This is a genomic window from Brevibacterium sp. UMB1308A, assembly GCF_030230605.1.
Lineage (GTDB): Bacteria > Actinomycetota > Actinomycetes > Actinomycetales > Brevibacteriaceae > Brevibacterium.
Genome location: NZ_JASPDO010000012.1, coordinates 51,804 through 71,886, shown reverse-complemented (window position 1 = coordinate 71,886; position 20,083 = coordinate 51,804). Strand labels below are relative to the sequence as shown.

General features: G+C 57.7%; 18 protein-coding genes. 15 read left to right on the top strand and 3 right to left on the bottom strand.

From position 1 onward, the window contains the following. Positions 1–583: 583 nt before the first annotated feature. The 3 genes from QP868_RS06920 (at position 584) to QP868_RS06910 (ending at position 4,862) form a co-directional block, all read left to right on the top strand. Positions 584–2,362, top strand: coding sequence for a BCCT family transporter (locus QP868_RS06920; RefSeq protein WP_284925866.1), 1,779 nt, complete (start codon positions 584–586; stop codon positions 2,360–2,362). 118 nt (positions 2,363–2,480) lie between these two features. Beyond that, positions 2,481–3,926 carry a GntP family permease gene (locus QP868_RS06915; RefSeq protein ID WP_284925865.1) on the top strand — a complete coding sequence of 482 codons (1,446 nt, stop codon included), beginning with the start codon at positions 2,481–2,483 and terminating at the stop codon, positions 3,924–3,926. A 45-nt stretch (positions 3,927–3,971) separates the two neighbouring features. After that, positions 3,972–4,862 (top strand): alpha/beta fold hydrolase, encoded by an 891-nt coding sequence (locus QP868_RS06910; RefSeq protein WP_284925864.1) that lies wholly within the window; start codon positions 3,972–3,974, stop codon positions 4,860–4,862. A 53-nt stretch (positions 4,863–4,915) separates the two neighbouring features. Here the strand turns inward: QP868_RS06910 and QP868_RS06905 are convergent, their stop codons facing one another. Beyond that, positions 4,916–6,538: an inorganic phosphate transporter gene (locus QP868_RS06905; RefSeq protein WP_284925863.1), complete on the bottom strand. Its 1,623-nt coding sequence runs from the start codon at positions 6,536–6,538 to the stop codon at positions 4,916–4,918. A 231-nt stretch (positions 6,539–6,769) separates the two neighbouring features. Between QP868_RS06905 and QP868_RS06900 the strand changes: the two genes are divergently transcribed. Together QP868_RS06900 and QP868_RS06895 are read left to right on the top strand one after the other, a co-directional pair. Continuing rightward, the gene (locus tag QP868_RS06900) at positions 6,770–7,591 is read left to right on the top strand and encodes an aldo/keto reductase (protein WP_284925862.1); all 822 of its coding nucleotides are present in this window, start codon (positions 6,770–6,772) and stop codon (positions 7,589–7,591) included. Continuing rightward, positions 7,588–7,923, top strand: coding sequence for a hypothetical protein (locus tag QP868_RS06895; protein WP_284925861.1), 336 nt, complete (start codon positions 7,588–7,590; stop codon positions 7,921–7,923). The genes QP868_RS06900 and QP868_RS06895 overlap by 4 nt, the downstream gene beginning before the upstream one ends. Positions 7,924–7,959: 36 nt before the next feature. Here QP868_RS06895 and QP868_RS06890 read toward each other — a convergent pair whose 3' ends face one another. After that, the gene (locus tag QP868_RS06890) at positions 7,960–8,415 is read right to left on the bottom strand and encodes a flavodoxin family protein (RefSeq protein WP_284925860.1); all 456 of its coding nucleotides are present in this window, start codon (positions 8,413–8,415) and stop codon (positions 7,960–7,962) included. A gap of 52 nt (positions 8,416–8,467) precedes the next feature. On the opposite strand from QP868_RS06890, the gene QP868_RS06885 reads away from it, so the two are divergent. Together QP868_RS06885 and QP868_RS06880 are read left to right on the top strand one after the other, a co-directional pair. Beyond that, a complete protein-coding gene (locus QP868_RS06885) occupies positions 8,468–9,322 on the top strand; it encodes a Sir2 family NAD-dependent protein deacetylase (RefSeq protein ID WP_284925859.1) in 855 nt (284 codons plus the stop codon). Between the two features lie 17 nt (positions 9,323–9,339). Further along, positions 9,340–9,948 carry a TIGR03085 family metal-binding protein gene (locus QP868_RS06880; protein WP_284925858.1) on the top strand — a complete coding sequence of 203 codons (609 nt, stop codon included), beginning with the start codon at positions 9,340–9,342 and terminating at the stop codon, positions 9,946–9,948. 47 nt (positions 9,949–9,995) lie between these two features. Here QP868_RS06880 and QP868_RS06875 read toward each other — a convergent pair whose 3' ends face one another. Further along, positions 9,996–10,238, bottom strand: a complete 243-nt coding sequence (locus QP868_RS06875) for a hypothetical protein (protein WP_284925857.1) — start codon at positions 10,236–10,238, stop codon at positions 9,996–9,998. Positions 10,239–10,376: 138 nt separating this feature from the next. Here QP868_RS06875 and QP868_RS06870 point away from each other — a divergent pair, with 138 nt between their 5' ends. The 8 genes from QP868_RS06870 to QP868_RS06835 all read left to right on the top strand — a co-directional run bounded on the left by QP868_RS06870 (position 10,377) and on the right by QP868_RS06835 (position 20,060). Continuing rightward, entirely contained in the window at positions 10,377–13,103 is a 2,727-nt protein-coding gene (locus tag QP868_RS06870; protein WP_284925856.1) for a DNA polymerase III subunit gamma and tau, read from the top strand. Next, positions 13,100–13,714, top strand: coding sequence for a recombination mediator RecR (gene recR, locus QP868_RS06865; RefSeq protein ID WP_284925855.1), 615 nt, complete (start codon positions 13,100–13,102; stop codon positions 13,712–13,714). The genes QP868_RS06870 and recR overlap by 4 nt, the downstream gene beginning before the upstream one ends. A 125-nt stretch (positions 13,715–13,839) precedes the next feature. Further along, positions 13,840–15,135 carry an aspartate kinase gene (locus QP868_RS06860; protein ID WP_284925854.1) on the top strand — a complete coding sequence of 432 codons (1,296 nt, stop codon included), beginning with the start codon at positions 13,840–13,842 and terminating at the stop codon, positions 15,133–15,135. Beyond that, positions 15,132–16,166 carry an aspartate-semialdehyde dehydrogenase gene (locus QP868_RS06855; protein WP_284925853.1) on the top strand — a complete coding sequence of 345 codons (1,035 nt, stop codon included), beginning with the start codon at positions 15,132–15,134 and terminating at the stop codon, positions 16,164–16,166. The genes QP868_RS06860 and QP868_RS06855 overlap by 4 nt, the downstream gene beginning before the upstream one ends. A gap of 96 nt (positions 16,167–16,262) precedes the next feature. Continuing rightward, complete coding sequence (locus tag QP868_RS06850; RefSeq protein WP_284925852.1) at positions 16,263–17,402, top strand: metal ABC transporter solute-binding protein, Zn/Mn family; 1,140 nt, start codon at positions 16,263–16,265, stop codon at positions 17,400–17,402. Beyond that, positions 17,389–18,219, top strand: a complete 831-nt coding sequence (locus QP868_RS06845; RefSeq protein ID WP_284925851.1) for a metal ABC transporter ATP-binding protein — start codon at positions 17,389–17,391, stop codon at positions 18,217–18,219. The genes QP868_RS06850 and QP868_RS06845 overlap by 14 nt, the downstream gene beginning before the upstream one ends. Continuing rightward, positions 18,219–19,112 carry a metal ABC transporter permease gene (locus QP868_RS06840; protein ID WP_284925850.1) on the top strand — a complete coding sequence of 298 codons (894 nt, stop codon included), beginning with the start codon at positions 18,219–18,221 and terminating at the stop codon, positions 19,110–19,112. Before QP868_RS06845 ends, QP868_RS06840 begins: the two co-directional genes overlap by 1 nt. 51 nt (positions 19,113–19,163) lie before the next feature. Next, positions 19,164–20,060, top strand: coding sequence for a metallophosphoesterase (locus tag QP868_RS06835; RefSeq protein WP_284925849.1), 897 nt, complete (start codon positions 19,164–19,166; stop codon positions 20,058–20,060). Positions 20,061–20,083 lie beyond the last annotated feature (23 nt).

Genomic DNA, 20,083 nt, shown 5'->3' with positions numbered 1-20,083 from the left:
ACACCCGATGCTGGCACCCACGTTACGAAGAGACCTCGAACAAAGCCGGGCCACGTCCCTATCAGCAGTCAACGCGCGTCCTGGACTCCTGGCGGCAACACCCCCCGGATCATCGATGACAGGGCGAAAAGCCATACCAGGACCAGCGACCAGATCCTCTGATGAGGACCTACAAATGAATGTAACGGGTTCCTTGGTCAGGGTTAATGCTCAAAATGTGTGTATGGGTCGGGCGTGTCAGGTGGTTTTCTCTACAACCCAAGTCCATTTTTCTCGAGGTTTGTAGAGTAACGGGCCGATTTTCGCGCGAAAACGTGAACAAAACGAACAAAAGTGGCAATTACTCTACACTCGTGTTCGAGGTTTGTAGAGTAAACGGTTCTTCGCATCTGCGGGGTGGGACAGTTCATATGAAGCGCTCCGGGTGATCAAGTCCCGACCAGATATCGCGCCGTTATTAAGGACAGGGCAGAACCTCTATAGAACCGGCGTTACCGACTAGTGAGTGAAGCAACTTTTTAGCGTATTCTCATGCTTTCGTTAGACTTTACGGGTTCATTGTGACCCCAACTGGGAAGAGTTTATGTCTTCATCACTGAGTGACGAACACGAAATTCAACATCAAGTTCAGAACAAGGTACACGATGATGACTCTGACGAAGTCATTATTGAAAAACTTAAACGTCAAGGCGTACGAATTTCTAAAGGTGGAGTGACGCCTTTTGTCTTTTGGCCCTCGCTGATCGTCGTTTTAGCAGTGGCCATCATCGCAATCGCGGCACCTGAAGCCACAGGTAACGCGCTTGTCGCCATGCAGAGCTGGATTGTAGGCACGCTGGGCTGGTGGTACATGCTGGTCATCGCCGCCTTCATTGCATTTGCCCTGGTAGTTGCGTTCTCCAAGTACGGTTCCATCAAGCTTGGCCAAGAGAACGACAAACCAGAGTTCGGTCTATTGTCATGGTTTGCCATGCTGTTCGCAGCCGGTATGGGAATCGGCCTGGTGTTTTATGGTGTGGGCGAACCGCTCATCTACGCGACCGTGGACCCCAAACCAGGCTGGCCAGAAGACCAGGCCATGCGCGGCCAGCTTGCGATGGCACAGACCTTCGTGCACTGGGGTCTTCACCCCTGGGCCATCTACGCCGTCATTGGGCTTGCCCTTGCATACGCCGTTCACCGGCGCGGCCGTCCCGTCTCGATCCGCTGGGCCTTGGAACCGCTCCTGGGTGAGCGCGTCAAAGGCTGGATGGGTGACGTCATTGACAACCTCGCGGTGTTCGGAACCATCTTTGGTATCGCAACCTCGTTGGGACTAGGAGTTCAGCAGATCGCAGCCGGGCTAGCAGAGCTGGGCGTGGTCGGCGAAGCTGACAACCGCCTCCTGGTCATCTTGATCGTTGCAATTACGTTCCTGGCCACGCTGTCTGTGGTGAGTGGCCTGGGTGCTGGTATTCGCTGGCTGTCGAACATCAACCTGTCGCTTGCGGGCATTCTGCTGATCAGTGTGCTGTTGGTGGGTCCTACGCTGTTCCTGTTCCAAAACTTCATCGAATCGATTGGCGTGTACTTGGCCAATGTGCTCAACATGACGTTCGATGTGGGTGCCTACACGGGTGACGACGGGGCCACGTGGAACTCTTCGTGGACCATCTTCTACTGGGGTTGGTGGATCTCCTGGGCACCATTTGTAGGTGTTTTCATTGCCCGTATTTCCCGAGGTCGTACCGTCCGCCAGTTCATCGCAGGTGTCCTTTTGGTTCCGTCTATTGTGGGCTTCTTCTGGTTCTCCGTGATGGGTGGAGCAGGTATTTACCGCCAGTTCTTTGGTGAAGGCGATCTGGTGAATGAAGAGGGCGAGGTCGTAGCAGAGGCCGCGCTGTTCCACGTGCTGTCCGACCTTCCCATGGGATCGATCCTGTCGGTAATCGCAATCATCCTGGTGGCGATTTTCTTTATCACGTCTTCTGACTCTGGTTCGCTGGTTGTGGACATGCTGGCCTCGGGAGGTCACCCCAACCCGCCGGTATGGTCGCGTGTTCTGTTCGCAGTGCTGGAAGGTGCCCTGGCGATCGGCCTGTTGCTGGCCGGTGGTTTGACATCCCTGCAGGCGGCCGCCCTTGCAACAGCCCTTCCATTCAGCGTGGTGTTGCTGTTCATGTGCGTGGCGACCTTGCGGAGCTTCAAAGCCGATATGTCGGCGATTGAACGCGAACGTCTGCGTGAGGTTTACCGCACCATTAGCGAATCGTTGGTGGAAGACTTTGACGAGAAGTTTGGTCGCCCAGTCGATGCGCGTATCGACGATCGTATCGACTACCGAATCAGCCGCACCCGCGGCGCTATGAACCGTAAAAAGTAGCGTTCACCTGGATTAATACGCCCACCCTGTGATTCATCTCACAGGGTGGGCGTTTCGTTTCCACACGTTCGAGGCTACATAAGCTACCGAAAATTGCATTCGACCTTTTGGAGGCCCCATGCTCGGACTTATCGGTGTGCTACTTGCGCTCGGACTGCTCATTTTTCTCGCCTACCGTGGCTTTAGTGTTCTGTACCTAGCGCCCATTACAGCGCTTGTTGCTGTTGCTTTTGCCGGCTTGCCTCTTGTGGCCACCTACACACAGATCTTCATGCCTGCGGTCGGAAAGTACATCATCACGTACTTTCCCGTTTTCGCTCTGGGTGCGATATTCGGAAAGCTCATGTCGGACACCGGCTTTGCGAAAGCGATCGCACTGTGGATCGTGAACACTATTGGGGCGAAGCGTGCAATTTTGGCCACGATTCTTTCCGGTGCAATTTTGACCTACGGCGGTGTCTCGGTGTTCGTGGTGTCGTTTGCCCTGTTCCCAATCGCAAACCAGATGTTCCGTGCAGCCGACATTCCTAAGCGTCTGGTTGCGGCCTCGATGTTGGCTGGCGCCGGGACCTTCACGATGACTGCACTGCCGGGCACGCCCGCTATCCAAAACGCGATCCCTGGTCCCTTCTTCGGAACTAACGCATTCGCCGCACCCGTTTTCGGTATCGTGTGTGGGCTCCTCATGTTCGCTCTGGCGTCCGTGTGGCTCGGCTGGCGTGCGAAGAAGCTCATGGCCGCCGGAGAAGGTTACCAAGACTCGAACACTCGCCCCGGCTTTGGTGAGACGGACCAAGCCGAGCAAAACAACGGCGACACCGGCACCTCATCAGGTGCAACCACCTCTGCGGTGACCCAAAAAACTCCGAACGCAATGCTTGGTCTGGTGCCCATCCTGATCGTGATCGTGACCAACTTTTCGCTGGTCACCTGGGTCTTTCCTGCGATGGACTTTGCGTACCTGCAAGAAGAAACCTACGGCAAAACCGATATTTCCAAAGTGGGCGGTATCTGGGCGATTGTGATCGCGTTGTTCTTCGCTTGTCTGTTCACCCTGGCTGTAGGTTGGCGCCATATGAAGGACGCTAAAGAGTCGCTTAACCAGGGTGCGACCGGGTCCATGCTTCCTATTTTCAACACCGCGTCCGAGGTGGGATTCGGCGCGATCATCGCGAGCGTCCCAGCGTTCTCAATTGTGCGTGACGCGGTTTTGAGCATCCCGGGCAACCCGCTCATTTCGCTGGCTGTCGCCATCAACGTGCTGGCCGGTATTACGGGATCAGCCTCCGGTGGTATGAGCATTGGGCTAGAAACCTTGGGCGCGGACTATTTGGCGCTTGCCCAACAGGCGGGTATTTCTCCTGAAATCATGCACCGTGTTGCAGCTATTGCTTCAGGTGGTATGGATTCGCTTCCGCACAACGGCGCTGTCATCACGCTGCTCACGATCTGCGGTCTGACACACCGTCAGTCCTATGCGGACGTGGGAGTGGTTTCAGTTGTCATTCCGATTATCAGCCTGGCGGTTGTTCTTGGGTTTACGCTCGTGTTCGGTCTCGTGTAAGTAGCCCTAACCACCACAAACCATCCCCACAACCAAGGAAGAGACATGACCAGCCACACGCACCCGTATGCTGAGCTGGCCGCCCGACTGGGTGGCCAGGCAAGCTACTTCACCACCTCGGAAGGTGAACTCACCGGCTACACGGCAGGCGACCTCGGCGCTTCCACCCCTGTGATCCTGGTGCACGGATGGCCGGAGTTCGCGTCCTGCTGGGAACCCATCGCACGCGAACTCCTCAAAGCCGGCCACCCCATCATTGCCTACGATCAACGCGGATACTCGCCGGGCTTGCGCCCCGAGGCGCTGGAAGAGTACACGGTCGAAAAGCTGGTGAACGACCTCGGCGAGGTTGCCACTGCGGCAGGCACTGACCGCTTTCACCTTGTGGGCCACGACTGGGGCGGCGTGATGGGGTGGGCCGCGGTTCCGCACATGCCTGACCGGATCGCAACCTTCACATCGCTGGCATCAGCGCACACGCGGGCGCACGGTGAAATGATCGCGCAGGACCCTGATCAGTACGAACGCATGGAGTACTTGCGTAAGATCCGCCACCACCCGGACCAGATCGTCACCAGCATGTTGCGCGATGACGCGGCGAAGCTCCGCGCGGTGTACCAGGGCGTTATCCCGTGCCACGTCGAGGACTCGTATGTGCAGCGCTTCAGTGACGCCGAGGTGTTTGCGGCCAGCCTGAAGTACTACCGCGCGCTGGGGTTGGGAACGGATATGCCCACGCAGCCGATCACCGTCCCCACGTTGTACGTGTGGGGGAGTGAGGATGCTGCATTTGCGCGCTGTTCCGCCGAGCTCACCGGCCAGTATGTTGAGGGGCCGTATGAGTTTGTGGAACTCACCGGGCGCTCGCATTGGTTACCAGAAGAAGCGCCCGAGGTGGTTGCAACTCATCTGCTCACACACTTTGCGCGGGGATAGCCTCCTGGCTACCCCCGCGCATGTAGTGGGTTTTGAGTCAGTTTGTGAGCGCGTTAACCGAAGATCGCCCGAAGAACCAAGACACCTACCGCGCCCACTGCGGCTGCGGCAGGAACTGTGATGACCCATGCGAGCGCGATTGGTTTCATGAGGTTCCAGTTCGCCGCCTTGTTCACAATTCCCACACCCAGAACTGCACCAATGAGGATGTGAGTTGAGGACACTGGCAGACCCAAGACGGAAGCCAGCATGACAACACCGGCGGCTGCGAGCTCTGCGGTGAAGCCGGACGCTGGGTGCATTTCGGTGAGTCCTGAACCAACTGTCTTGATGACGAATCGGCCAATGAACCACAGTCCTGCGATCAATGCCACACCGGCGGTGACCATCACCGCGGCAGGTACGCCTGCTTCGTCGTTAATGGCGTTGGTTTTGAGCACGTCCAGAATCGCGGCGAATGGGCCAATTGCGTTTGCGATGTCATTTGAACCGTGGCTAAATGCGAACGCCGAGGCTGTGAACACCTGCATCCAGCTGAACAAGAGGAACGTGGAACGCGACAGGTCTTGTTTTTTGAGCGTGCGAGCAAAAATGAACACCGCCATCCACACGGATGCCGCGATCATTCCCAAGATCAGGAAGTTACCCACCGAACCGATGTCCAAGTGCAAGTTTTTCAAACCCTTGAACAGCATCATTGAGCCAATGACAACTGCTCCGAAAGCAGCCAGCAAGGGAACCCACGTTTCGAGTGCCTTGTGAGCGTTGATCTCTTTTGCGCGCTCTTCAATTTGGTGAAGGTCGCGGTAGTAGTCGGATTCGAGCTCTTCCGGGTCGTAGTTGTCCCGCAAGTACACTTCAGCGTCACGCGCCATAGCGTTGGTGTATGAGATCTGCTGCAGTTCGTCTAGACGTTCGAACGCCTGCTTGTGCGTGGTGCGGAGTTCGGCACGTTCACGCTTAAGTTCGCGGAGTTTTACGTCCATGCGTTCGTTGAACACCAGAATGTGCTTCTTGATCTGGCTGAACATGAGCCATGCGACTACGCCACCCAAAAGTGGGGACAGCACCCAGGACAAGACGATCTTGCCGATTTCTGACCACTGCACCATGGACCAACCGCCACTGCCGGTAACGAATCCCAGGGTCAGGGCGGCGCCCACAATACCTCCCACGATCGAGTGGGTGGTGGAAACGGGCCAGCCCATGCGGGTTGCCACCAAGAGCCACAGGGCTGCACCCAGCAAGGCAGACATCATGATGAACACGAAGTCCATGGGGGCGAGGTCGATCGCGTTCAAGTCCACGATTCCTGAACGCACGGTTTCGGTGACTTCACCACCGGCAAGAACAGCGCCGCTGACCTCGAAGATCGCCGCGACAACGAGCGCTTGCTTCATGGACAGAGTTCCGGCACCCACACTCGTTCCAAACGAGTTTGCAACGTCGTTACCACCGATGTTGAAGGCCATGAACAGGCCAAAAACGATCGTGGTGATCAGCAGGATGCGGTTGGCGCTCGGGTCGACATAACCAAAGGACCACAGAGTGAAGGACACCAAGGCGATCGCCATGAGCCCACCAAAAGCGATGTGCCACCAACGGTCTGGCCCCAAGAAGCCGGACGTTTTAGGTGTAACTGACGTGCCTGGCTTTTCGTCAAGAGATGCAGACATAACAAACCTTTCGTCGTACGTACACATGGTGACGCTGACGGTTAACCTCAAAGGCATGGGTACGTGAATTTTGAGTGACAAATGCATTTACTTTTGTGCGTTTGTTTTTAAGGTAGGTCTGCGAACGCTTAGCTACGTGAAACACAGCTCACTGTGACACGAGGGCATGAAACCAGTGCCGGTGAGTGATAAAACAGAAGATCCAAGGATCACTGTACGAAAGGAACGATCATGACAGTCCCACAGCTGACGCTGAGCGACGGCAATACCATCCCACAGCTGGGATTTGGTGTGTGGCAAATATCCACTGACGACATCGTTCCAGCGGTCACCACGGCGTTGGAGACTGGGTACAGGCACATCGATACCGCCGCAATTTACAAAAACGAAGAAGGCGTAGGACAGGCGATTGCCCAGAGCGGATTAAACCGCGACGACCTCTTTGTCACCACGAAGCTGTGGAACAACCGCCACACTGATGCGCGCGCTGCTCTCGAAGAAAGCCTGACCAAGCTTGGTCTGGACTACGTGGACCTGTACCTCATCCACTGGCCAGTTCCAGAACAGAACAAGCGTCTGGAAGCGTGGGCTGCCCTTGAACAGGCGCAGGCCGACGGGTTGGTGAAATCACTTGGTGTTTCTAACTTCCGCGAAAGCGACCTCTATGAACTGGCAAAACACGGTTCGGTTCGCCCTGTGGTCAACCAAATTGAGCTCCACCCCACGTTCACGCAGAAGGAACTGAGCGCGTATAACGCCACATACGGTGTGGTGACCCAAGCGTGGTCACCTTTGGGCAGGGCCCACGATTTAGAGAACCCAACTGTTGTTCAGATCGCTGAACGCACCGGACGCACACCAGCTCAAGTGGTGTTGCGCTGGCACCTACAAGCTGGCCGGATCGTGTTCCCTAAGTCCGTGAACGAAAAGCGGATCAAGGAAAACTTCCAGGTATTCGACTTCGCGCTTTCCGATGTCGACATGGCCGCGATCAGCGCGCTCAACGCAGACAACCGGATCGGTCCTCACCCCATGGACTTAGGCGCCGAATGACCACGGCAGACGACTCAAGCGAAAAGCCCCACGAGGCTGAAACAAACCCTCACAATGCGCTGGGTATCGCAGCGTTTATCGCGTCGATGTCCTCGTTACTTGGGTTCGCGTTCATTGGCCCTATCGCGGGAATCATCATGGGCGGTATGGCGCGCAAACGTTCACGCGAAGACGGCCTGTCCGACAATGAGTTCGGTCGCTGGGGCGTGACCTGGGGAATCATTTTCCTCATCGTGAACGTAGTGGTCACGGCCGTGGTCGTCGGAATCCTGATCATGTCGTTTGCTCAAGACCCGTATGGGGCTCCCGGCCCTAACGCTCCGGCCAACTGATCTCCGCCCGGTCGCTTGCCAACTCACCGCCAACGTTTACATGACGGTGGCCGCTACGGTGCCGGCCGCCTCGGCGATGGCGTCCGTGTGGGACTCCTCAACTTCGCCAGTAAACGCAACCGGTTGCGCAACCAACTTCCACCCCAAACCGGTGGTGATCGCTTCCATGGCGCGTTCGGCGCCGGTCGTGTCAAAGCCACCGTGAATGAAGTAGCTGAAAGGGCGTCCCGAGGTGGGCTCCCGGACATCGTTGTACGTCGTGTCGAAGAAGTGCTTGAGTGCCCCGGAAATATAACCGAAGTTCGCGGTGGTGCCCAGAATGTAGGCGTCGGCGGACAGGACATCCTGCACGGTGGCCTCGAGGGCGGGTTTTTCAACGAGCGTGACGCCGTCGAGTTCAGGTAGCGTGAAAACATCGCGCACCGCTTGAGCGAGCTGCTCCACGCGCGGACTTGGCGAATGGTGGACGAACAACACTGTTGGTGTAGACATAGAGCCACGGTACAACGGACGCGCGTGTTGTGCGCATGCGACAGGAGAACACATGGCCCGAATCAAGGACCCGCTGGCGGGGCTCACCAGGCCAGACCCCAGCCACACCGATGAGCAGATCGCTACCGTTTTGCACTCGATGCCGGCCAGCGACTGGGTGGTGCTCACCGGGGCAGGGGTGTCCACGGATTCGGGCTTGCCTGACTACCGTGGCCCCAACTCTCCCAAACGAACCCCCATGACAATCCAAGATTTTCGCGCCTCGGCCAGCAACCGCAGGCACTACTGGGCCAGGTCGTTTTTGGGCTGGGAGACAATCCTGACCGCGCGCCCCGGACCCGCGCACCGCGAACTTGCGCGCATAGCCCCGGGTGGGATCATCACGCAGAACGTGGATGGCTTGCACCAGGCTGCCGGTAGTGACGGCGTGATTGACCTGCATGGGCGTTTGGACCGCGTGATCTGTTTGCAGTGCGAAAACCTATTTGATCGTCAGTGGGTGCAAGACGAACTTCAGGCCCTCAACCCGGACTTTGCGGATCAGTTGGGGGTACCAGCCGAGATGCTCGAAACCGCCCCCGACGGTGACGTGGCCGTTGACGACACACAAGATTTCACGGTTTTGCCGTGCCCCGTGTGCGGGGGCGATCTCAAACCCGATGTTGTGTTCTTTGGGGAGTCCGTTCCTGCGCAACGAAATCGGGAAGCGCACGCGCTAGCCGCCCGAGGTCGTGGCTTGGTGGTTTTGGGCAGTTCGCTCGCCGTGCTTTCTGGGTTGAGGTTCGTGAAGAACGCGTTTAAAGAAGGCAAACCCATTGTGGTTGTCACCGATGGGCCTACACGTGGGGATGAATTGGTGACGTATCGGTCAGTTTCCCGGGTAAAAGACTTCCTCCCGCTGTGGTAAACCTCTAGGCTTGAAACATGACGAACTTTGCTCGCGCAGAACGCTTGTCAGTCGCCGCTCTTCTACGTGAAGTTGGCCCCGATGCCCCCACTCTGTGTGAAGGGTGGACCACCCTGAATCTTGCGGTTCACTTGGTGATCCGCGACCGTTATCCCGCAGCTTTGCCGGCCAATGCCAGTGGCAAAGCGGGCAAGGTGGAATTTTTTGCGAAACGCACTGCTGCACGCGAAGCAGAACTGAAGGATCTTCCGTGGGACAAACTGGTGGGCATGGTTGCTGCCGGGCCAGGGGTTCTTTCTCCTATGGGGTGGACTCCGGTGGATGTGTTGACGAACACCGGCGAGTTCTATGTGCACCACGAGGATATTCGTCGAGCACGCAAGGGCTGGGAGCCACGCAACATTCTTCCCGAACTTGAAGCCCAGCTGTGGAACGTGTGCAAGCCACTGGCGCACTCACCCAGTGTTCGTAAGGATGGCCCGCTCATTGTGCGAGCTCCCGGGCACGGTGAACTTCACGTGGGCAATACTGACGAAGGTGCTGCGGTGCTGGAAGGTAAGCCGTCTGAACTTGTTTTGTTTTTGTTTGGGCGCAGGGACCACGCGCAGGTCTCGTTGCGTTCGTAGGGCTTTCGCCGCCGGTCTGTGGGCGGGTTTTAGCCCGAGGTGTCAGGCTAGTGTGAATTCCCGTCGGTTCCACGTGTGTCGGGTGGGAGGTCTGCGCGCGGGTCGTTAGGTAGAAGATGTTCGGAACCTTCTTGTTGCCTACGCATCTCTTCTTCACGCTTGACCATTTTTGCCCCAATATAAGCGTCTGGCCGGTTCATGGTGCGGTGAATGAGGTACCAGCCACCAAAAAAGGCCGTAATGAAGCAGGCCGCCACAATGATGATTGCAAGCATGTGAGGCTCGTCCACAGTCTCTCCTTATTTGGGGTTCTTCGGGGATAGATGCCCGAGGTGTTTCGCTGATGGACATCATACGCTCCCACTTTTTGCGCAGTGCGAGGGGTCGTGAACTCCACTGTGTCAGTGGGTGGCATTAGGGTAGTACATGTGTCTACCGCTCTTTACCGCCGCTACCGGCCCGATACGTTCGCTGACGTTATCGGCCAAGACCATGTCACTGGTCCGCTGAAAGCTGCCCTCGACAATGGGAAGGTTAACCACGCGTACCTCTTTTCCGGTCCGCGCGGTTGCGGAAAAACCACCTCGGCCAGAATCCTCGCTCGATGTCTTAACTGCGAACAGGGCCCCACTTCCACGCCGTGCGGGCAGTGCGCTTCGTGCCGTGACTTGGCCACGGGAGGGCCGGGATCTCTGGATGTTGTAGAGATTGACGCTGCTAGTCACAACGGTGTTGACGACGCGCGTGATCTGCGTGAACGTGCGGTGTATGCGCCGGCGCGTGACAGGTTCAAAGTTTTCATTTTGGACGAAGCTCACATGGTCACGCCGCAGGGGTTCAACGCGCTTCTGAAACTGGTGGAGGAACCGCCTCCGCACGTGAAGTTTGTCTTTGCGACCACTGAACCGGAAAAGGTCATTGGGACCATCCGTTCGCGCACCCACCACTACCCGTTCCGGTTAGTGCCACCAGACATCCTCACGGCGTATTTGACTGAACTGTGCCAGCGCGAAAACGTTGCGATAGGTAAAGGTGTTCTGCCGTTAGTTGTACGGGCAGGTGGGGGATCGGTCCGTGACACCCTTTCTGTTCTGGATCAGCTCATGGCCGGTGCGGGACCTGACGGTCTTGACTACACAACGGCTGTTGCGTTGCTGGGGTACACGCCGGACTCACTGCTAGGCGACATCGTTGACGCGTTCAGCGCAGGCGACGGGGCCGCCGTGTTCCGGGTTGTTGACCGGGTGATCGAGTCGGGTCAGGACCCTCGTCGTTTTGTTGAAGACCTGCTCGAACGGTTCCGGGATCTCATTGTGGTGGGCACGGCCCCCAACCAAGCGCGCGCGTTTTTGCCAGAAGCTCCTGACGATCTTCTTGAACGGCTCATCACCCAGTCACAACAGTACGGGGCGGCCGAGCTTTCACGTGCTGCGGACATGCTCAACGAAGGTTTGAGCGAAATGTCCGGTGCAACGTCCCCGCGCCTGCAGCTCGAACTCATGTGTGCACGGGTTCTGCTGCCGTCGGTGGAATCGTCCAGGCGGGCCGTTGTGTCTCGCGTTGAGCGTTTAGAACGCAGGGTGGGAATGTCGCCTACCGGGCGTGCCAGCAATGTGCCCGCGGAGGTTCCAGGGTCAGAGGTTGGGCAGGCGCCCGAGGCGGTGCAGACTCCTGCTGCTGCCTCGTCGCCGACGGTTCCCCAGTCAGGAGGGCAGGAAGACGCACAGTCGAATGCAGTTCAGCCTGATGCCCAGTCGCCGGTCCAGCGGGGAGACGCTCAGCCTCAGGGGAGTGTGCAAAAGCCGCAACCTGATCTCGATTCGATCGCAGATTTCGCGTTCGCTGCTGAAGAACTCGCAACAGCCGATCAACCGGCTGAACCTCAGCGTCAGCCGGAAGCGCAACCGCAGCCTGATTCGCACGTGCAACGCGACCGGGAGCCACAGCGCCAGCCGGAAGTGCAGCAACGGCAACCTGAGCCTCAGCGTCAGCCTGAACCGCCTCGGCGGGAAGAACCCCCGGTGCAGCGTCAGCCAGAAGTACAGCAACGGCAACCTGAGCCGCAGCGTCAGCCGGAACCACAGGCAAATGCTGGCAACAACGAAATCGATGCGATCCGTAGGAGCTGGCCAAACATCCTCGATGCGCTCACCGGAAAGAGCCGGTTGGTGCGCGCGATCCTTTCTGGGAATGCGGTTCCGCAGGCGTTCCGCGACGGTGCGCTCGTGCTGGGATTCAACAACCAGTGGTCCGTGGCGAGCTTTGACCGGCCTGGAAACAGCGAGAAACTCGCGCAAGCGATCAATGAGGTGTTGGGAATCCGGGCCAATGTGGTGATCGGCGATGTAGGAGTCGACACCGATGTACGTTCGCACCAGGCTGAACCCGCCCAACAGTCTGAACCCGCGCCGCGCCAGAACGAGTCCGCACCGCAAGGGGCACCGCACCAGGGACGGCAACGTCCAACTCAAGAAGAAGTCGATGCGGTCGTGGGACCTCGGGCCGTTGACCAAGCGCCCGTGGACCGCGAAAAGTACTGGAACTTGGACGCAGACACTCCCGCTAACCGCAACCGAGAATCCTCCGACTCACAGGAGGAGGACCATACCGGTGGAACAGGCCATGAACACCCTGACGCCACAGAAACTCAACATGAACCTGAAGAACCGGCGTCGTACAGCGGGTATAACGAGCCAGACACCTCGGCGGGGCAAGGAGCCGTCGAAGTTCCACAGGTCGTGGTCCCACCTCCAGTAGAAGAACCCGAAGACTTTGGCGACGTCCTCGGGGCCTACGCCGACCCCAACTTGGGATACGACGAACCCGCAACCCCACCCCAAAGCGCCCCCAAGCAGGAACCCGGTGACGAACCGTGGGCAGAACTGCGCGCACGTGGTGCACGTACTACCCCGAACCCGGCGACCACCTCGGACGCGGAGCCAGCTGCCGGGCAACCAGACAGCGCAGAATCCGAGGACACAGCGACCACTGGTTCGCAGGGAGCTGAACAACCCAACGCTGACGGCCCTGACGTCAGCAACTACGACGACTACGACACCGAAAGCGACCCAGAAATCACAGAAAGCCGTGACATCGGGGCACCCGTGTTCTTAAGAATTATCGGTGGCGAGATCTTGGAGGAAGTTGACGAATGAGTGCCATCTACGACGGTGCCCTCGCCGACCTCGTCGACGAACTGGGAAAACTACCAGGAATCGGACCAAAATCCGCGCAACGGCTGGCCTTCCACATCCTGCAATCACCCGCTCAGCAGGTCGAAAAACTGGCCAGCGCACTCACTGAAGTCAAACGACGCGTCAACTTCTGTGAAATCTGCGGAAACGTAGCCGAAGGCGAAAAATGCGCAATCTGCCAAGACACGCGCCGCGACCAGAGCGTGATCTGCGTGGTAGAAGAAGCGAAAGACGTCGTCGCAATTGAACGTACCCGCGAATACCGCGGGCTGTACCACGTGCTCGGTGGGGCCATCGACCCCATGGCGGGAATTGGCCCCGACCAACTCCGCATTAAACAGCTACTCACCCGGCTCCAAACCGGAGACGTCAAAGAGTGCGTGATCGCAACCGACCCCAACCTCGAAGGCGAAGCGACCGCAACATATGTGATCCGCCTGCTCTCCACCGTAGGTGTCAACGTCTCCAAACTGGCCAGCGGCCTCCCCGTAGGCGGCGATCTCGAATACGCCGACGAAGTGACCCTGGGCCGCGCCTTCCAAGGACGTACGCAAGTACACACAAGCGAATAACTGGGGTTGCCACCTCGGGCAACGTCACATGTCTCACGTGTGACACGAACACATCCGGCACGCACGCGTTCCTCTACAATGGAGCCATTGCGCAAGCGTCGTCCTATTACACAGAAAGAACAAGTGTGAGCTTAGTTGTTCAGAAATTCGGTGGATCATCAGTTGCCGACGCCGAATCAGTCAAGCGAGTAGCTCGCAGGATCGTCGAATACCGCAAAGCTGGTCACGACGTTGTCGTAGTCGTATCAGCCATGGGCGATTTCACCGACGACCTCATTGACTTAGCCAACCAGATCTCCCCGCTGCCACCGGCTCGCGAACTCGACATGCTGCTCACCGCGGGTGAACGCATCTCCATGGCCGTTCTCGCAATGGCGATCGCCAACCTGGGATTCGAAGCGCAGTCCTTCACCGGGTCCCAAGCCGGAATGATCACGGACGAATCCTTTGGCCGCGCCCGCATCGTCAACGTCACCCCCAAGCGCGTCAAAGAAGCACTTGAAAACGGCAACATCGCAATCGTTGCCGGGTTCCAAGGGGTCTCGCACGCCACCAAAAACATCACCACCCTGGGCCGAGGTGGTTCGGACACGACCGCTGTTGCGCTCGCCGCATCGCTCGACGCGGATGTGTGCGAAATCTACACCGACGTCGACGGAGTGTTCACCGCCGACCCGCGGATCGTGCCAACTGCCCGCCGCATCAACCACTTGAGCTACGAAGAAATGCTCGAAATGGCAGCTTCGGGTGCGAAAATCTTGCACCTGCGAGCCGTCGAATACGCTCGCCAATACGATGTGCCACTGCACGTGCGTTCATCCTTTAGCCACAACCGCGGAACCTGGGTCAGTGACTCGCCCATTCCCCCTACATTCGCTCCTGAAGAAGAGGAAACAAGCATGGAACAGGCTGTAATCTCCGGTGTTGCCCACGACCGACAAGAAGCGAAACTCACCGTGGTGGGCGTTCCCGATATCCCGGGCAAGGCGGCAGAAATTTTCCGAGTCATCGCGGAAAACGAAATCAACATCGACATGATCGTGCAGAACATTTCCACACGCGACCCAGGCCGCACGGACATTTCCTTCACCCTGCCTATGACTGACGGTGCGACTGCCACACGAGTACTCAACGATGTGCAAGAAAGCATCGGATTTGATCACCTGCGCTATGACGACCAGATCGGAAAGCTGTCAGTGGTTGGAGCAGGAATGCGTTCCCACCCGGGAGTCACTGCCACGCTCTTTAATGCACTGTCGGAAGCTCACATCAACATCGACATGATTTCCACATCAGAAATTCGGATCAGTGTTGTCACCCGGGCAGATCTGCTGGATGCAGCAGTCAAGGCCGCGCACACGGCATATGGCCTGGACAGTGACTCAAACGAAGCGATTGTTTACGGAGGTACCGGACGATGAGCCTCAAAGTTGGTGTAGTCGGCGCAACCGGTCAGGTAGGGCGCGTCATGCGCGAACTCTTGGCCAACGACCCCGGATTCGACATTGACGACATCCGATTCTTCGCATCTGCACGTTCAGCTGGCAGCGAGCTGGAATTCAACGGTCGCTCGATCGTCGTTGAAGACACTGCGACTGCTGATCCGTCAGGTTTGGACGTAGCTCTGTTCTCAGCCGGGGGCGCGACTTCTAAAGCTCACGCACCTCGCTTTGCAGAAGCTGGGGTCACGGTTGTCGACAATTCGTCCGCATGGCGGTCTGACGACGATGTGCCCCTGGTGGTTTCGGAAGTGAACCCAGACGCACTGGACCGTATCCCTAAGGGGATCGTGGCCAACCCAAACTGCACCACCATGGCGGCTATGCCCGTACTCAAACCCCTGCACGATGCGGCTGGTTTGTCCCGTCTGATCATCAGCACGTACCAGGCGGTATCGGGTTCGGGAGTTGCTGGTGTGGACGGCCTAGTGAGTGAAGCCGAGGCCGCCGTTCCCAACGCACGTGGTTTAGCTCTGGACGGTAAGGCAGCCGGCTCGAAAGCAACTGTGTACACCGAACCCATCGCGTTTAACGTTCTTGCGCTCGCTGGTGACATGGTGGACGACGGTGAAGGCGAAACTGTTGAAGAGAAGAAACTGCGTAACGAATCCCGCAAGATTCTGAGCATTCCTGAACTGTTGGTGTCAGGTACGTGCGTGCGCGTTCCGGTTGTTACCGGTCACTCGCTGTCCATCAACGCGGAATTTGACCGCGACATTACACCTGATGAGGCGACCCAGATTTTGGCCCAGGCCCCAGGCGTGGAACTGGAAGACGTGCCTACGCCGCTCAAGGCCGCCGGTGGTAACACAAGCTTGGTGGGCCGAATCAGGCGAGACCAGTCAGTTCCAGGGAACCGAGGCTTGGTGTTGTTCGTGTCGAACGACAATCTGCGCAAGGGTGCTGCCTTGAACACTGTGCAGATTGCGGCTCTGCTTGACCAGCGCAAATAGAGTCCCACGCATAGAGAAATGCTTATATAACTATTTGTCAATAATTGCGGTGCGCAGATACTTTCTGGTTGTTTCGTTTAGCTAGAAAGGTCTTCTATGAAGTCGCTTCGCATGGCTTCTGTTGCCGTTTGTGCAGCTGGTGCCCTCGTTTTGTCCGCGTGTGGATCTCAGTCTGGTGATTCCGGTGGAGACAAGCTCAATGTGGTGACATCGACCAACGTCTATGCTGACATTGCTCAGACGGTTGGCGGTGACGCTGTAGATGTCACGCCGATTATTGACGACCCGTCGAAGGACCCTCACTCCTATGAGGCGACCTCACAAGACCAGCTGAAACTGTCCAAGGCAGATGTGGTTGTGCAAAACGGTGGCGGCTACGACGCTTTCATGACCACGCTGTTGGAGGCTTCTGACTCCAAGCCCGAGGTGGTTGACGCGGTTTCGATCTCCGGCCTCCCTGGTTCGGAAGGACTGGGCAACGAGCCTCACGACCACGGTCACGAGCATGGCGAAGAGGGCCACGAAGGTCACGACCACGATCACGGTGAAGAAGGTCACGAGGGCCACGACCATGAGCATGGCGAAGATGGCCACGAAGGTCATGACCATGAGCATGGCGAAGAAGGCCACGAAGGTCACGACCATGGCGAAGAGGGCCACGAAGGTCACGACCACGAGCATGGCGAGGAAAGCCACGAAGGCCACGACCACGGTGCGTTTAACGAGCACGTGTGGTACTCCGTGCCTACCATGATCAAACTGGTTGACGAAGTCGCCGAAACCATGAGCGAGAAGTCGCCTGAGCACAAAGACGAGTTCACAAAGAACGCTGACGACTTGCGTGGCAAGCTTGAAGAGCTGAACAAGAAAATCACTGACGCGCAGTCACAGAACAAAGGCAAAAAGGCGGCCGCAACTGAGCCAGTCCCACTGTGGCTGTTTGAAGACATGGGGCTCGAACCAGTGACCCCGCCAGAGTTCTTGTCGGCGATTGAAGAAGGTAACGACGCGCCTCCCCTGGTGTTCAAAAAAGCTCAAGACCAGCTGAAGAACAAAGAAGTTGCCATCCTTGGCTACAACACGCAGGCAACGAACGAACAGGCCGAATCTCTGAAGAAGGCAGCGGACGACGCCGGCATTCCTGTCGTGGACATGGCAGAAACCATGCCCAAAGATTCCAACTATGTCGACTGGATTTCTGGCTACGTCGATGAAGTAAACAGTGCCCTCAAATAAGCATGAAAGTCCGTCGCGAAACTCTGTCTTAGAGATTCGCGACGGGCTCCTCAAATTTGGCGAGCGCGTCCTGTGGCATGACCTCAACCTCGAAGTAGAGCCGGGGGAGTTCATCGCCGTTCTAGGGCCAAACGGCAGTGGCAAAACCTCCCTGCTCAAAGTGCTACTCGGACAGTACAAACTGTCTGGTGGCTCGATCCGTGTGGGCGACCACGGCGTGCGCAAAGGCGACCCAGACATTGGCTATGTGCCTCAACAACGATCCGTTGACCCGGCTACACCGTTGCGCGCCCGCGACATCGTGGCCCTGGGGGTAGACGGGCACCGCTGGGGGCTACGCCTGCCGTCGTCGAAGTTTAAGAAACGTATCGATCACCTGCTTGACCTTGTGGGAGCTGGGGACTACGCAGACGCACCGGTAGGCACCCTTTCCGGTGGCGAGATGCAGCGCCTGCGTTTGGCGCACGCGTTGGCCAGCAGTCCGCGCTTGCTTCTGTGCGACGAACCTCTTCTGAGTTTGGACATCCCACACCAGCATTTGGTTGCCTCGTTGCTGGACAAAGAACGCAAAGCAAATGACACCGCAATCCTGTTTGTCACTCACGAAATCAACCCGATTCTTCCCTACGTAGACCGCATCATCTACATTGTGGGCGGACACTTCTTAGTGGGTACGCCTAGCGAAGTGATGAACTCTGAGGCCCTTTCGCACTTGTTCGACAGCAAGGTCGAAGTGCTCAAAATAGGCGGACGTTTAGTTGTTGTTGGTGGCGATGAACAGCACCATCACCCGGAACCAGAAAGCGCCAAACAGTAGTGGAACAGTTGACTCAACTTTTTACGTTCGAAGACTACGGCGAACTCGTGGTTCTTCTGCGCAACTCCATTCTGGCCTCGGCCGTACTGGGAATGGTGGGTGGCCTGGTGGGCTACTTCGTCATCATCCGCGATATCCCGTTTGCTGTGCACGGTGTTGCGGAACTGTCTTTCGCAGGTGCAGCATTCGCGCTATTGGTGGGTTTCGACGTGGTGTTTGGGTCCATTATTGGGTCGCTGATCGCCGCGTTTCTCATTGGGGCTGGAGGCGTTCGCGCGTCTGATAAGAACTCGATCATTGGTGTTCTTATGCCGTTTGGGTTGGGCCTGGGGATCCTGTTCTTGGCGCTGTATGAGGGCCGGGCGGCTAACAAGTTCGGCTTGCTTACCGGTCAGATTGTGGCGGTCAACCCTGGCCAGCTCAAAGTTCTTATGGTGTGTGCCGCTGTTGTGGTTGTTGCTTTGGCAGTGATGTGGCGTCCGTTGGCTTTCGCTTCGATTGACGCCGAGGTCGCCCGCGCCCGAGGTGTCCCGATCGGCTTTCTGACGATCACCTTCATGCTGGTGTTGGGTTTGGCTGTGGCGTTGAGCGTGCAGGTTGTGGGCGTGTTGCTGGTGATGGCGCTGTTGGTCACCCCGGCAGCGGCAGCCACGCAGATTTCTGCGAACCCGTACCTGGTGCCGGTTCTGTCAGTGGTTTTTGCCACGGTGTCCTCGGTGGGCGGTGTGCTGATTGCTCTTGGCTCGCCTGTGGTGCCTATCAGTCCGTTTGTCACGACCATCAGCTTCCTCATTTATGCGGTGTGCCGGCTCATTGGCCGTAGTCGCGAAAAGCGGTACGCCCGTCAGCGCAACCGTCGGTTGGCTGAGCTCGATGTGGAACACCGCGTGTAAGAACACGCCGAGCTTGTCGTGGAAGCGTGTGTTTCACGGTAGCGTAAAAGGGTGGACACAAAGAAGATTCTTCGCGTGATTGCCGGTGCGGGGGTAACGGGTGCTGTCGCAGCTGGTGTGTGGGGCGCGTGTATTGAGCCGCACCTTTTTACTGTGCGACACCAGACGTGCCCGGTTCTGCCTCCCGGCAGTAGGCCACTACGCGTTTTGCATATTAGTGACCTGCACGTTGCGCCGTGGCAAAAGCACAAGATCAACTGGGTCCGTTCGCTTGCACAACTCCAGCCAGATTTGGTGATTAACACCGGCGACAATTTTGGGTTCAACTCGCTCGAAACCGTTATTCATACGCTGAATCCACTCACCGCGTTTCCCGGGATCTTTGTTTTTGGGTCGAATGACTTCCACGGCCCAGCTGTGAAGAACCCGGCCAGGTATCTCATGGGGCCCAGTGAGGTGAAAGAGAGTGAACCGGATCTGCCCGCTGACGACCTGCGCCGGGCACTGACGTTGCGCGGTTGGAACTTTGTGGACAATCGCAACGCAACCGTTGAGGCAAACGGTCTGACAGTTCGCGCCTCGGGCGTGGGGGATGCGCACATGAACAATGCTCACTTGAGCGCACAACACCCCAGCTTCCAACCCGGCGCCGATCTCAACGTGGGCGTTACCCACTCACCCTATTCCGCCTCGGTCGACGCCCTAATCGACGCGGGAGCCCACATTGTGTTCGCAGGCCACACCCACGGCGGCCAGATCCGCATTCCCGGATACGGGGCGCCCGTCACCAACTGTGACCGACCTCGGGACGAAGCACGCGGCCTGTTCACCCGATTAGGTGTACCTGTTCACGTCAGCGCAGGGCTGGGGTTCTCAATTTTTGCGCCGGTGAGATTCGCCTGCCCGCCCGAAGTAACACTTGTGAAGCTCGTGACCCGCGAATCCTGAGCGGATACTCAGTTTCTGCTGAA

What these genes read in the sequence shown, in the direction of transcription:
- QP868_RS06920 (WP_284925866.1), top strand. Translation starts at nt 584, where the DNA reads ATGTCTTCATCACTGAGTGACGAACACGAAATTCAACATCAAGTTCAG.
- QP868_RS06855 (WP_284925853.1), top strand. Translation starts at nt 15,132, where the DNA reads ATGAGCCTCAAAGTTGGTGTAGTCGGCGCAACCGGTCAGGTAGGGCGC.
- QP868_RS06885 (WP_284925859.1), top strand. Translation starts at nt 8,468, where the DNA reads ATGGCCCGAATCAAGGACCCGCTGGCGGGGCTCACCAGGCCAGACCCC.
- QP868_RS06850 (WP_284925852.1), top strand. Translation starts at nt 16,263, where the DNA reads ATGAAGTCGCTTCGCATGGCTTCTGTTGCCGTTTGTGCAGCTGGTGCC.
- recR (WP_284925855.1), top strand. Translation starts at nt 13,100, where the DNA reads ATGAGTGCCATCTACGACGGTGCCCTCGCCGACCTCGTCGACGAACTG.
- QP868_RS06880 (WP_284925858.1), top strand. Translation starts at nt 9,340, where the DNA reads ATGACGAACTTTGCTCGCGCAGAACGCTTGTCAGTCGCCGCTCTTCTA.
- QP868_RS06900 (WP_284925862.1), top strand. Translation starts at nt 6,770, where the DNA reads ATGACAGTCCCACAGCTGACGCTGAGCGACGGCAATACCATCCCACAG.
- QP868_RS06915 (WP_284925865.1), top strand. Translation starts at nt 2,481, where the DNA reads ATGCTCGGACTTATCGGTGTGCTACTTGCGCTCGGACTGCTCATTTTT.
- QP868_RS06910 (WP_284925864.1), top strand. Translation starts at nt 3,972, where the DNA reads ATGACCAGCCACACGCACCCGTATGCTGAGCTGGCCGCCCGACTGGGT.
- QP868_RS06905 (WP_284925863.1), bottom strand. Translation starts at nt 6,538, where the DNA reads ATGTCTGCATCTCTTGACGAAAAGCCAGGCACGTCAGTTACACCTAAA.
- QP868_RS06890 (WP_284925860.1), bottom strand. Translation starts at nt 8,415, where the DNA reads ATGTCTACACCAACAGTGTTGTTCGTCCACCATTCGCCAAGTCCGCGC.
- QP868_RS06895 (WP_284925861.1), top strand. Translation starts at nt 7,588, where the DNA reads ATGACCACGGCAGACGACTCAAGCGAAAAGCCCCACGAGGCTGAAACA.